General features: G+C 68.1%; 9 protein-coding genes. 3 read left to right on the top strand and 6 right to left on the bottom strand.

Annotated features, from left to right (window positions below; translation table 11 throughout):
* Positions 1–11: 11 nt before the first annotated feature.
* Together ACPPVW_RS05105 and ACPPVW_RS05110 are read right to left on the bottom strand one after the other, a co-directional pair.
* Positions 12–2,606 carry a right-handed parallel beta-helix repeat-containing protein gene (locus ACPPVW_RS05105; protein WP_426625442.1) on the bottom strand — a complete coding sequence of 865 codons (2,595 nt, stop codon included), beginning with the start codon at positions 2,604–2,606 and terminating at the stop codon, positions 12–14.
* Between the two features lie 286 nt (positions 2,607–2,892).
* Entirely contained in the window at positions 2,893–5,445 is a 2,553-nt protein-coding gene (locus tag ACPPVW_RS05110) for a right-handed parallel beta-helix repeat-containing protein (protein WP_426625443.1), read from the bottom strand.
* Between the two features lie 319 nt (positions 5,446–5,764).
* On the opposite strand from ACPPVW_RS05110, the gene ACPPVW_RS05115 reads away from it, so the two are divergent.
* Entirely contained in the window at positions 5,765–6,364 is a 600-nt protein-coding gene (locus tag ACPPVW_RS05115; protein WP_426625444.1) for a hypothetical protein, read from the top strand.
* Between the two features lie 98 nt (positions 6,365–6,462).
* On the top strand, positions 6,463–6,885 hold the full coding sequence (locus ACPPVW_RS05120; protein WP_426625445.1) for an adenylyltransferase/cytidyltransferase family protein: 423 nt from the start codon (positions 6,463–6,465) through the stop codon (positions 6,883–6,885).
* 120 nt (positions 6,886–7,005) lie between these two features.
* Here the strand turns inward: ACPPVW_RS05120 and pip are convergent, their stop codons facing one another.
* Positions 7,006–7,965, bottom strand: a complete 960-nt coding sequence (pip, locus tag ACPPVW_RS05125) for a prolyl aminopeptidase (RefSeq protein WP_426625446.1) — start codon at positions 7,963–7,965, stop codon at positions 7,006–7,008.
* Positions 7,966–8,085: 120 nt separating this feature from the next.
* Between pip and ACPPVW_RS05130 the strand changes: the two genes are divergently transcribed.
* Positions 8,086–9,066, top strand: coding sequence for a malate dehydrogenase (locus tag ACPPVW_RS05130; RefSeq protein ID WP_426625447.1), 981 nt, complete (start codon positions 8,086–8,088; stop codon positions 9,064–9,066).
* 7 nt (positions 9,067–9,073) lie between these two features.
* Here the strand turns inward: ACPPVW_RS05130 and ACPPVW_RS05135 are convergent, their stop codons facing one another.
* The 3 genes from ACPPVW_RS05135 to ACPPVW_RS05145 are packed head-to-tail and all read right to left on the bottom strand — an operon-like array spanning position 9,074 to position 12,212.
* Positions 9,074–9,901 (bottom strand): carbohydrate ABC transporter permease, encoded by an 828-nt coding sequence (locus ACPPVW_RS05135; RefSeq protein WP_426625448.1) that lies wholly within the window; start codon positions 9,899–9,901, stop codon positions 9,074–9,076.
* Positions 9,898–10,887, bottom strand: a complete 990-nt coding sequence (locus tag ACPPVW_RS05140; protein WP_426625449.1) for a carbohydrate ABC transporter permease — start codon at positions 10,885–10,887, stop codon at positions 9,898–9,900. Before ACPPVW_RS05140 ends, ACPPVW_RS05135 begins: the two co-directional genes overlap by 4 nt.
* Before the next feature lie 5 nt (positions 10,888–10,892).
* On the bottom strand, positions 10,893–12,212 hold the full coding sequence (locus ACPPVW_RS05145) for an ABC transporter substrate-binding protein (protein ID WP_426625450.1): 1,320 nt from the start codon (positions 12,210–12,212) through the stop codon (positions 10,893–10,895).
* Positions 12,213–12,395: the final 183 nt, after the last annotated feature.

Below are 12,395 nucleotides of genomic sequence, written 5' to 3' on the forward strand. Positions count from 1 at the left end.
GGAGCGCTGCATCACCAGGCTCCCAGGTGGACGGTCCCCGTCGCCCGGCCGACGACCGATGCGATCGAGGCCGGGAGTGCTGTCGCGCTGCCCGGTGCGGAGGCGTCCAGCTGTGCCGGCGACTGCGCGGTGGCGTTGTCGATGAGCGTGCTGTGCCCGTCCTTGCCGGTCGCCGCGGTGAACGCCGCGAGGGTGTTGTACACGGCCGGGTTGCCGACACCGCGCGACCAGACCGCGAACCACGTCGGCGCGCTGGTGGAGGGCCGGCGGTACAGGTTGTAATCCGGGTCGATGCCCATCTGCGCGGCCGAGAACGTGTGCGAGTAGTCCTCGACGCACAGCAGGCAGTTGCCCGAGCCTCCCGAGATGATGTTGTTGCGGATCGTGTCCGGACCGGTGATCCACGTCATCGTCGGGTCGGGGAAGACCTGCCTCGGGTCGTGCCCCGCGTCGCTCGCGTTGTTCCCGCGGCGCGCATCCTGGGTGATGTCCAGGTTGCGCTTGACGTTGTCGGTCAGCGTGTTGTTCCAGACCTGAGCATTGCTGATGTCGTCGAGCTTCAGCCCGTCGGAGGCGTTGCGCGACACCACGTTGTCCGCGATGGTTGCGGTCGACGAGATCTCGAGCACGATGCCGTTACCCGCGTTGCCCAGCGAGTCGTTGTGCGCGATCGTCATGCCGTACACCGACTCGTCGAACCAGATCCCGTGCGACAGGTTGTTCACGAACGCGCTGTTCTCGACGGTGATCCCGCGGGAACGCGTGATCTTGACACCGCCGGAGACCGGCGAGCTGTTGAAGTGCTCGCTATCGTCGCCGGAGGCGAGAACGCCGTCGAGGGTCAGGTTGTCCGAGTTGTTCGTCTGCACGCCGAGGAGGCCGTTGCGGGCGACCGAGACATCGCGCAGCGTGTGACCCGAACCGCCGAGCGCGATGCCCGTGGTGGCCATGTCGGTGAACGAGACGTTCTCGAACGTGCCCGTGCCCTGATAGTCCGTCACGGCTCCCATGTCGGGCACCGACGGCGCGTAGCGGCGCACGCCGACGCCCTTCAACGTGAAGCCGGCCGAGCCGACCACGATCGCCTTCTGGAGGTCGCTGGCGCGCACCTCCTTGCCCGACGGATTCGTGCCGAGCACCAGAGTCTGAGCCGAGGTGTCGTAGAAGAACGTCCCTGCGACGACCTGCGCTGCGCTCGCCACCTGGTGCTGCGCGACCCCACCGACCCAGACCTGGTCCGGGTGGGCGGCCATCGGATAGGCGGGGTTGACGAACTGCCAGCCGGAGGCGGTCCCGTCGGGCGCCCCACGGGTGAAGGTTGGGCTGGAGTCGAACACGTGGTTCCAGCCGGTGGCCTTCCAAACCGCTCCGCTCGCTGCCCAGTTCGAGACGACCGAGCTGCCTTCGAGGTAGACCGCCTCTTTCGGATACGACTGGATGGTCAGCTTCTTGCCCGACGGGACCGTGAGCGACTCGTGGTAGCTGCCCTGACGGAGCACGATCGTCGCACCGCTCGCGGCGGCATCGATCGCGTGCTGCACGGTCGCAAACGGCGCCATGAGGGTGCCCGCCGCGCTGTTCGAGCCGGACGGGGAGACGACGATCGCCCCGGAGGGGACGGCGTAGGAGGTGCTGCCGATCGGGGCGGCTCCGGACGTGAAACGCGTGCCACTGGTGTCGATCGACGGATCGGGGGTCGGTGCGGGGCCGGGTGCCGGGACCGCAGGCGGTGTCGGAGTCGGCGTCGGAGTGGGCGTCGGAGTCGGCGAGATGATCGGCCCCGGCGTCGCCGTGACGGCCGTCAGCGCCGATGCCGTGAGCGAGTCGAACTGAACGGGCTCCGCGGCCGACGCCCCGGAGAGGTACGACCAGGCGGCGATGGTGCCCGCGCTGCTCAGCCGCGCGGAAGTCGAGTCGTCGGCGGTGAGCTGCCAACCGGGCTGGGCGGCGCCGGCGACCCAGGCGCGAGCCTGCAGGTGCACCGGGTTCGACCCCGTGGCCTGGAACTGCAGCTGGACGGCGGATCCTGCCTTGAGGCCGCTCACGATGCCGATCTCCGAACCGACGGTCGTCTGGGTCGCACCGTTCACGCGGACGATCGTGAGGGTCAGGACATCGCTCGAGCCGACACGGATGTTGGCCCGGTAGTACGAGCCGCCAGCCGAACGGAGAAGGACGCCCGCGTAGACGCCGTTACCGCTCGTCGGGATCTTCGGGATGTCGATCGTCGCCGAGGCGGTCACGTCGGCGGCCTTGACGGAGGGGAGCGACGCGGTCAACGACCCGCCAGGGGTGCCGAGACTCATCGTGCCCACCCCGCTCCCGGTGGAGAACGACGACGCGCTGTTGATCGTGTAGGCGCCTCCGACCGGTGCCGTGCCCCAGCCGTTCGACGTCGTGCGCGAGAAGGCGTCCGACACCAGCTGCGAGCCGACGGTGTAGGTCGTGGCAGTCGTCGCAGCGAGTGCGGGTAGACCGCCGGCTGCGAGAGCCGTGATCGCCGCACCCGCGACGCAGGCGAGTATCGAGTTGCGGGGGGTGAGGACTTTTCGAGTGGTCGGGGAATCGGGCGTGGTACTAGAGACGCGGGTGGTGCCGTGTGTCATCGAGGGGGTTCCAATGCTGCTCGTCGCGATCGATGAAGCACGAAGGTGAGACCGGTCCTTCAGCGCTGGGTCCCGGCAACGTAGCAGCGAGGCGGAAGCGCATCCGGGGTCGATCGGCGTCGTCGCGCGGACCTCCCGACCGGATGCAACCCCGAGAATCACCTCCGGCAGTGACCCCCTTAGGGGGGTCATCGCCCTTCAGGGTCTGAGCGACGAGACGCAGCGACGCCGCCGGGCGGAAGCCCGGCGGCGTCGAGTGCTCGATGAGCGGATCAGGTGGTGCGGATCACCACGCGCCCATATGGGCCGTGCCCGCGGGCTTGCCCACCAGCGCCGCGATCGTCGAGGTCAAGCCGGCTGCCGTACCCGTGGGGGTCGCCGGTGCCGCGAGCTGCGCGGCCGTCCGCGACGGCGCGTTCTCGACGAGCGTGTTGTGCCCGCCCTTGCCTGTGGCGGAGGTGAACGCCGGCAGCGTTTTGTACACCGCGGGGTTGCGCGCACCCATCGACCAGATCACGAACCAGCTCGGCGAGCCGGCCGAGGCGCGGCGGTACAGGTTGTAGTCGGCGTCGATGCCCAGCTGGGCGGCGGAGTACTTGTGCGAGTAGTCCTCGACGCACAGCAGGCAGTTGCCCGAGCCTCCCGAGATGATGTTGTTGCGGATCGTGTCCGGACCAGTGATCCACGTCATCGTCGGGTCGGGAAACGCCCGACGAGTGTCGTGGCCCGCGTCGCTCTTGTTGTTCCCGCGGCGCGCGTCCTGGGTGATGTCCAGGTTGCGCGACGTGTTGTCGGTGAGCGTGTTGTTCCAGACCTGCACACTGCTGATGTCGTCGAGCTTCAGCCCGTCCTTGGCGTTGTTCGACGACACGTTGTCGACGATGTTCGCCTTGGCGGAAATCTCGATCACGATGCCGTTGCCCGCGTTCCGCAGCGAGTCGTCGTGGACGACCGTCATGTTGTAGACCGACTCGTCGAACCACAGACCGTGCGACAGGTTATCGACGAACGCGCTGTTCTCGACGGTGATGTTCCGCGAACGCGTGATCTTCACGCCGCCGGAGACCGGCGAGGTGTTGAAGTGCTCCGCGTTGTTGCCGGAGGCGAGAACGCCGTCGAGGGTCAGGTTATCCGAGTTGTTCGACTGGACTCCGAGGAGGCCGTTGCGGGCCACGGTGACATCGCGGAGCGTGTGGCCGGAGCCGCCGAGCGCGATGCCGGTGGTGGCATTGTCGGTGAACGAGACGTTCTCGAACGTGCCCGTGCCCTGATAGTCCGTGACGGCTCCCATGTCGGGCACCGACGGCGCGTAGCGGCGCACGCCGACGCCCTTCAGCGTGAAACCGGCCGAGCCGACGGTGATCGCCTTCCGCAGGTCGCTTGCGCGCACCTCCTTGCCCGACGGGTTCGTGCCGAGCACGAGGGTCTTGGCCCCGGTGTCGTAGAAGAACGTCCCTGCAGTGACCCGGGACGCGCTGGCGACCTGCTTCATGGCGGTCCCGCCGACCCAGAGCTGGTCGGGATGCGAGGCCATCGGGTAGCTCGGGTTGACGAACTGCCACCCGGAGGCCCTGCCGTCGGGAGCGCCCCGCGTGAACGTGGGGCTGGAGTCGAAGACGTGGTTCCAACCGCTGGCCTTCCACACCGATCCGCTCTTGGCCCATCCTGCGACCGGCGAGCTGCCGTCGAGGTAGACGGCCTCCTTCGGGTACGACTGCACCGTGAGCTTCTTGCCCGACGGGACCGTGAGGGACTCGTGGTACGTGCCGGCGCGGAGCACGATCGTAGCTCCACTCGGAGCGGCGTTGAGCGCGCGCTGGACCGTCGCGTACGGAGCGGCCAGGGTGCCGGCCGCGCTGTTCGAGCCGGACGGCGAGACGACGATCGCTCTGGACGGCACCGCATAGGAGGTGCTGCCGATCGCCGCGGCGCCGGTTGCGAAACGCGTGCCGGCGGTGTTGATCGACGGGTCGCCGGACGACGTCGGGGCCGTGGGGGCGATCGGCGTCGTCGGGGTCTGGGTCGGCGTCGAGGACGGCGTGGGAGTCGGGGGCGGCGTGGTGGTCGCCGGCGCCGACGGCGTCGGGGTCGTGGTCGGCGTCCCCGTGGTCGCCTTCAGGCTCGAGGCGGTGAGGGTGTCGAACGCGACGGGCTGCACGGCGGTCGCACTGGACAGGTACGACCAGGCCGCGACGCTGCCCGCGCCGCTCAGCCGGGTGGAGGCCGAGTCGTCAGCGGTGACCTGCCAACCGGGCTGGGCGGCGCCGGAGGCCCAGGCGCGAGCCTGCAGGTGCACCGGGTTCGACCCCGTGGCCTGGAACTGCAGCTGCAGGGCGGAGCCGGCCTTCAGACCAGACGCGATGCGGATCTCCGTGCCGACCGTGGTCTGCGTGGCGGTGGAGCCGTTGACGCGCACGATGGTGAGCGTCACGGTGCCCCCGTTGGCCACGCGGATGTTGGCCTGGTAGTACGACCCTGCAGTCGACCGCAGCTGCACGCCGGCGTAGACGCCGTTGCCGCTGGTGGGGATGGTCGGGATGTCGATCGTCGCGGCCGTCGTCACATCGGCGGCCGAGACCGCGGTCAGGTTCGCGGTCAGCGACGTGCCGGGCTTCGGCAAGGCCATCCTGCCGACGCCGCCGGCGGCCGAGAAGGACGCGGCCCTGTCGACCGTGTACGCACCGCCGACGGGGGCGGTCCCCCAGCCATTGGCGGCCGTACGCGAGAAGTCGTCGGAGACCAGTTGCGAGGCCACCGTGTAGGTGGCTGTGGTGGCCGCGTTGGCGGAGAGGGCCGGAAGGCCGACCGCGGCGAGGGCCGCGAGCGCGGTCCCGGTCACCGTGGTGATAACCGTGGTTCGGGTTCGGGTTCGGGTTCGGGTTCGGTTGTTTCGGGTTCGGTTGTTTCGGGTTTTCTTGGGGGCGGGGGTGCCGGTAAGGCGGTGTCTGGCATATGCCATGAAGCGTCTTCCAATGCTCGTCGCGATCAGGAAAGCAGGAAGGTGAGACCAGGCCTTCTGCGCGTGAGATGTTGGAAACCTACCAGACCGCGGCTGAGAGCGCACATGGGTCAGTTAATTTTACATGCCAGTTGCAATTCCAGCCAGCCATTGCTTCCCCCCAATTCGGGTGGCAGTCGCCGTCGGCGAGAATGGCAGCATGCCGGCACCGACTCCCTTCGCCATCGTGACGATCTGCACGGGCAACATCTGTCGCTCCCCTGCCATGGACCTCCTGCTAGCGCAGGAACTCGCCGATGCCGTCGGCGACGACGGGCCACGGTTCACGGTGTCGTCCGCGGGCACGCACGCGATGACGGGCTGGTCGGTCAACCCCCCGATGGATCGCCTGCTCGGAGGGCACGGCGTCCACGTCCGCGGATTCGCCGCACGGCAGGCGACAGCCTCCCTTCTGAACTCCACCGGACTCGTTCTCACGGCGACTCGGGAGCACCGGGAGTGGGTCGTCGCGCACGCGCCGTCGACCGTGCGACGCGCGTTCACCCTCACCGAGTTCGCAGACGCCGTCTCTCGCGCGGACGCCGCAGCATTCTCTCCGGCGGAACTGGTCGCCTGGGCGGCCGCGCACCGCCCGTCGTCCGGCGTCGTCAGCCGCGACCGCGCCACCCGGCGCGGTTACGCGGAGGGCGACATCCTCGATCCGTACGGCGAGGGCGACGCCGCGTACGAGGCGGCGTTCTCACAGATCGCCGCCGCGACGGAGGTAGTCGCCGCCGCGCTGCGCTCCACGGTCGACTGAGGAGGCCTCCGCTCTCAGCCTCCGCCGAATTAGTGGGTGACAAATTCTCACTAATTCGACAGAATAGGTGAGGATACCTCACCCGAAGGAGGCCACCTGTGACCGCACGCGTCGGCTACGCAGCAGGAGCGTTCGACCTGTTCCACATCGGACACCTCAACATCCTCAAGCACGCCAAGAACGAGTGCGATTACCTGATCGCGGGCGTCGTCTCCGACGAGATGCTGCGGCTCACCAAGGGCATCGACCCGGTCATCCCGCTCGCTGAGCGCATCGAGATCGTCCGGAGCATCGGCTACGTGGACGAGGCGGTCGCAGAGACCGTCCCCGACAAGCTCCAGATGTGGCAGAAGCTGCAGTTCGACGTGTTCTTCAAGGGCGACGACTGGCGCGGCACCGAGAAGGGGATGCGCCTGGAACGCGAGTTCGCGGTGGTCGGCGTCGAGGTGGTCTACTTCCCATACACGATGACGACGAGCTCGACCCAGCTTCGCGAGGCGCTCGCGGCCCTCGCGGGCTGACTCGGCCGGTGGCCGGCCCCCACCCGCAGCGCGCTTTCGCCGCGAATGCATCGCTTCGCGCCGCCGAACACCGCATTCGCCGCGAACGTGTTCCGTGACTGACGCCAGGTCGGCGCAGCATCACCGGTCGGCGAACCGGTCCGTCGCCTCGATGAGCGCGTCGAGAATGCCGGGCTCGTCGTACGCGTGGCCCGCGTCGGGAATGATCTGCAAGTCGGCCTGCGGCCACGCTTTGTGCAGGCCCCAGGCCGTCATCGCGGGAGTGCACACGTCGTAGCGACCCTGCACGATGACGCCGGGGATGTCCGCCAGCCTGTGCGCGTCGCGGATCAGCTGGTCCTCCTCGAACCAGCCGCCGTTCATGAAGTAGTGGTTCTCGATGCGTGCGAAGGCGACCGCGTACTTCTCCTCTGTGAAGCTCTCGACGACCTCCGGGCGCGGCAGCAACGTGATGGTGGAGGACTCCCAGCGCGACCAGGCCACCGCGGCCGGGCCGTGCACCGCCGGGTCCTCGTCGGCGAGCAGACGGCTGTACGCACGGATAAGGTGGCCGCGCTCCTCCTCGGGGACCGGCTCCAGGAAGCCCTCCCACAGGTCGGGGAACAGCGCGGCGGCACCGCCCTCGTAGAACCAGTCGAGCTCGGCTGGACGCAACGTGAAGATTCCGCGCACGATCAGCTCGGACACCCGATCGGGGTGCGTCTCGGCGTACGCGAGCGCGAGCGCGCTCCCCCAGGAACCGCCGAAGACCTGCCAGCGCTCGATATCGAGGTGATCGCGCAGCTTCTCCATGTCGGCGACGAGGTTCCAGGTGGTGTTCGCAGAGAGGTCGGCGTCGGGGTCGCTCGCGTGCGGCAGGCTGCGCCCGCAGTTGCGCTGGTCGAGCAGGACGATCCGGTAGCGCGCGGGGTCGAACAGCCGGCGATGGGAGGGCGTCGTGCCGCCTCCGGGGCCACCGTGCAGGAACACGACCGGCTTGCCGTCGGGGTTCCCGCTGGTCTCCCAATACACCTGCTGGCCGTCACCGACATCCAGCATCCCGCTGTCGTACGGCTCGATCTCGGGATAGAGGTTGCGCATGGTGCGACTGTAGCGGTGCGGCCGTTCGCTACGGCGCTAGGGTGTGTCTCCCAACTCTGTGGCGTAGCCAGCACCAGCGCAGTAGCCACAGAGTTGGGAGACACGCCCTAGGCTCGCAACATGACCACCCACGCGACCGTCGCCGTCACCGGCGCCGGTGGACAGATCGGCTACGCCCTCCTCTTCCGCATCGCCTCCGGCCAGCTGTTCGGGCCGGAGGTGCCGGTGCGGCTCCGGCTGCTGGAGATCCCTGCCGGTCGCGCCGCCGCCGAGGGCACCGCCCTCGAGCTGCAGGACGGCGCCTTCCCGCTGCTCCACTCGGTGGACGTCACGGAGGACGCCCGCACGGCCTTCGACGGCGTGAGCGCCGCGCTGCTCGTCGGCGCCCGCCCCCGCACTGCCGGGATGGAACGCGCCGACCTCCTGGAGGCGAACGGCGCCATCTTCGGGCCGCAGGGCGCCGCGCTGAACGAGGTGGCAGCCGACGACGTCCGCGTCCTGGTCGTCGGCAACCCGGCCAACACCAACGCGCTGATCGCGAGCGCGCACGCCCCCGACATCCCGGCCGAGCGGTTCACCGCGATGACTCGGCTCGACCACAACCGCGCCGTCGCGCAGCTCGCGACGAAGCTCGGCGTGCCGGTCTCGGCGATCGACGGCGTCATCGTGTGGGGCAACCACTCGGCGAGCCAGTACCCCGACCTCAGCCATGCCACCGTCGACGGCCGGCCGGCGAGAGAGCTGGTCGAGGAGGGCTGGCTCGCCGACGAGTACATCCCGCGCGTGGCGAACCGGGGCGCGGAGATCATCGCGGTGCGCGGCTCGTCGTCGGCGGCCTCCGCCGCGAGCGCCGCCATCGACCACCTGCGTGACTGGGTGCACGGCACCGGTGCGCGCTGGACCTCCGCCGCCGTGGTCTCTGACGGGTCCTACGGCGTTCCGGACGGTCTCATCTCGTCGTTCCCGGTGCGCGCGGTCCAGGACCGATGGGAGATTGTCGAGGGCCTCGAGATCGACGCCTTCTCGCGCGAGCGCATCGACGCGTCCGTCGCCGAGCTGGTCGCCGAGCGCGAGGCTGTCCGCGCCCTCGGCCTGCTCTAGCGATCGGTCAGCGCCCGGCCAGCGAGCCGCCGATCCCTCCGACGCCGAAGTACCGGTTGAGCAGAGCGAAGATCAGGATGGGCGGGATCATCATCACGACCGCCACCGTCATCACAGGGCCCCAGTCCGTCTGATTCTGCTGGAAGAAGGTCTGCAGACCGATAGGCAGCGTGTAGTTCTGCTCGGAGCGGAGGAAGATCACCGCGACGAGGTAGTCGTTCCAGGACAGCAGGAACGAGAAGATCGCCGTCGACAGGATTCCTGGAAGCGAGTTCCGGAGGACCACCCGGAGGAAGCCGGTGAAGACCGAGCAGCCGTCCATCCAGGCCGCCTCCTCCAACGCCATCGGGATGGAGTCGAAGTACGCCGCCATCATCCAGGTCGCGACGGAGAGCGTGCCGCCCACGTACAGGATGATGATCCCGCCCATGCTGTCGACCAGGCCGAGGTTCGCGAACAGGATGAACAGCGGGATGATCGACGTGATGACGGGCAGCGACTGGATCACGAACAATCCGAGGGAGTATCCGGAGACCAGCCGTCCGCGGCCGCGCGACAGCACGTACCCGGCCGGAGCGGCGACCACGATCGCGACGGCGACGGTGACCAGGGCCACGAGGAAGCTGTTCCCCAGCCAGCTGCCGATCGCGGTCTGGGTGAAGACGGTCGCGTAGTTGTCGAGGGTGAAGCCCTCTGAGTCACTACCGAACGCCGGCTGGAGGGAGAGGAGGACCACGGCGGCGAGCGGAACCAGCACGACCGCGGCGATCAGGAGCAGGACGGAGAAGCGCAGCCATCGGATGCGCCCTCCTGTCGTCTCGGCAAGCGCGCTCATGCGATGTCGACCTTTCGAATCCGTCGGTAGAGGAACACGGAGATCACGACCAGGACGAGCGTCATCATGAAGGCGATGGCGACACCCGGACCGGTCTGGAAGTTCTGGAAGACCGTCGAGTACGCCAGCACGACGAGCGTCTGGGTCGACTGCAGCGGGCCGCCTCCAGTCAGGAGGAAGACCGTGGGGAAGTCGTTGACGCAGAAGATCGTCATCAGGATCCAGCTGATGAAGGTCGAGCGCGCGATCATCGGCATCGTGATGTGGCGGAAGGTCTGCCACCGTCCGGCGCCGTCCACTCTCGACGCCTCGTAGACGTTGACGTCCACCGACGCCAGGGCGGAGCTCATCATCATCATCATGAACGGGAAGCTGATCCACACCTTGAAGACGCACACCGTGATCTGGGCGAGAGTCGGGTCGGCGAGGAACAGCGTGTCACCCAGGCCGAGCGCTTTGGTCAGCATCGGCAACGGGCTCTGCGGGGTCGCGACCAGCCAGTTCCACGACGTCGCGGAGACGACGATCGGAACGACCCAGGGCAGTAGGAGCAGAACTTTGAAGACACCGCGGCCCGGCGTGCGCGCCCGCAGCAACAACGCGAGAGCCAGCCCGATGGCCCAGCTCCCGAAGACGCCGACGACCGTGAAGACGACCGTGAAGCCGGCAGCCCGCCAGAACTCCGGCGATTGCAGTACGGTCGCGTAGTTCGTCAGGCCGACGAACGAGCCCGGATCGATCAGGTCGCCGTTCCGCAGCGACTGCAGGGCCGCGTACACCACCGGGTAGGCGTTGAGCAAGACGAGCAGGATGAGCGACGGGAGGGCGAAGAGCAGCAGCGTCCATTTGACGGTGATGCGACGGCGGGCGGGCGGCGCACCGATCCGTCCGCCACCGGGCGAGCCCGCACGAGCCGAGCCGACGCCGGCCGATCCGACGCCGTTCCGCGCGCGATCGAGCGATCGTCGCAGGGTATCCGTGGACATGCCGCTCACTTCATCCCGGCGATGACGGTCTTCTGCAGGCTGGTGAGCGCCTCCTTCGGGGTGACCTTGAGCGACAGGACGCCCTGCGCGAACGTCGACATCGCCGGCGTGCTGTCGACGAGGGCGACGTTGGAGAAGAGCGCGTCGCCTCCGGGCGCCGCCCAGGTCTTGCAGATCGGCTGCCAGACGTCGACCATCTTGACGGCGTTCGCGTCCGCCTGGAACTCGGGCGTCGCGGCGATGGAGCGCAGGACGGGGAGGCCGGCCCCGGTGTTCTGCGTCCAGAGCTGCTTCATGTTCTGGTAGTAGTAAGTGAGGAACGCCTCCGAACCCTTCTGGCTGGGGGTGTTCTTGTACATCATGATGTTGTTCGGGAAGTAGAGCGCGCCCTTGGTGCCGTTCGCGCTGACCAAGGGGTCGCCGATCGCCATGTCGTCCCCGACGGCGCCGCCGAGGACCTGCGCGAGCGCGGGTCCCTCGAAGCCCATCGCGAACTTGTCGCCCTTCCACTGCGTCTGAGCGTTGGTGCCGGAGTAGCTGACGCTTCCGGGATCCATGTAGCCCTTCCGCACCAGCTCGACGATGTACTCGAGGGCCTGGATGTTCTCGGGCGTCACGCAGTTCGGCTTCTGCTCCTCGTCGAAGAGCCCGCCGCCGTTGTTGATCATCAGCCCGACGACGATCTGGGCGCCGTTGCCCTGCGCACCCGCCGCGATTCCGAAGCCGAACATCCCGTTCTTCTTGAGCGCCTCGCAGACGTCCAGGTACGACTGCCAGTCGGTCGGCGGCTGCACGCCCGCCTTCTCCAACAGGGATTTGCGGTACCAGAGCGCGCGCATGTCGAGGTTGTACGGGACGGCGACATAGCCGCGCGACGTCTTCATCGTGTCGAGGATGCCCGGGAGGAAGTCGTCGTGGATGCCGTTCGACTTCCAGGATTCCAGGAGCTCGTCCGCGTACGCGATCCGGTTCTGCTGGGAGAACTGGAACGCCTGCGTGCCGCTTCCGCTGCTGACGGCGGGGCCCGTGTTCGACGCGACCGCCGAGGCGAAGGTCGTGGTGAAGTTCGCCCACTGGACGGCCTGATAGCTGGCGGCCGGAAGTCCGCTCGCTGGCCGGTATCCCAGGGTGATCTTCTTGTCCAGGGGCGTGAATTGAGTGTTCCCCCACGGCATGTTCCAGAACTTGATCGGTCGTGAACCGCCCCCACCGGGCGATGCGCAGGCCGCCAGGGCGGCGAGGACAGTGAGGCCGCCCGCGCCGGCGAGCAGTCCGCGGCGGGAGACCGTGAGGGGGTTGTCGAATCCGGCCATCGTCTTCTCCATTCCCGGCAGCTTCGCCGGTGGTCGTCGTTGAGTGATGGAGTGTCGATCCCCCGGCTCCGATTTCATGCAACGTTGCGCAATTTCAATGCCGCAGCGAATCAACTGTGCGATCCTCGCACAGTCATTGCAACGGTCGCAAGGACGGTGAGCCACGAAAACTTGCGCAATTCAGGCGAGTGGATA

Source organism: Leifsonia sp. McL0607 (genome assembly GCF_049993355.1).
Classification (GTDB): Bacteria; Actinomycetota; Actinomycetes; order Actinomycetales; family Microbacteriaceae; genus Leifsonia.

What these genes read in the sequence shown, in the direction of transcription:
- ACPPVW_RS05105 (WP_426625442.1), bottom strand. Translation starts at nt 2,606, where the DNA reads ATGACACACGGCACCACCCGCGTCTCTAGTACCACGCCCGATTCCCCG.
- ACPPVW_RS05115 (WP_426625444.1), top strand. Translation starts at nt 5,765, where the DNA reads ATGCCGGCACCGACTCCCTTCGCCATCGTGACGATCTGCACGGGCAAC.
- pip (WP_426625446.1), bottom strand. Translation starts at nt 7,965, where the DNA reads ATGCGCAACCTCTATCCCGAGATCGAGCCGTACGACAGCGGGATGCTG.
- ACPPVW_RS05130 (WP_426625447.1), top strand. Translation starts at nt 8,086, where the DNA reads ATGACCACCCACGCGACCGTCGCCGTCACCGGCGCCGGTGGACAGATC.
- ACPPVW_RS05135 (WP_426625448.1), bottom strand. Translation starts at nt 9,901, where the DNA reads ATGAGCGCGCTTGCCGAGACGACAGGAGGGCGCATCCGATGGCTGCGC.
- ACPPVW_RS05140 (WP_426625449.1), bottom strand. Translation starts at nt 10,887, where the DNA reads ATGTCCACGGATACCCTGCGACGATCGCTCGATCGCGCGCGGAACGGC.
- ACPPVW_RS05145 (WP_426625450.1), bottom strand. Translation starts at nt 12,212, where the DNA reads ATGGAGAAGACGATGGCCGGATTCGACAACCCCCTCACGGTCTCCCGC.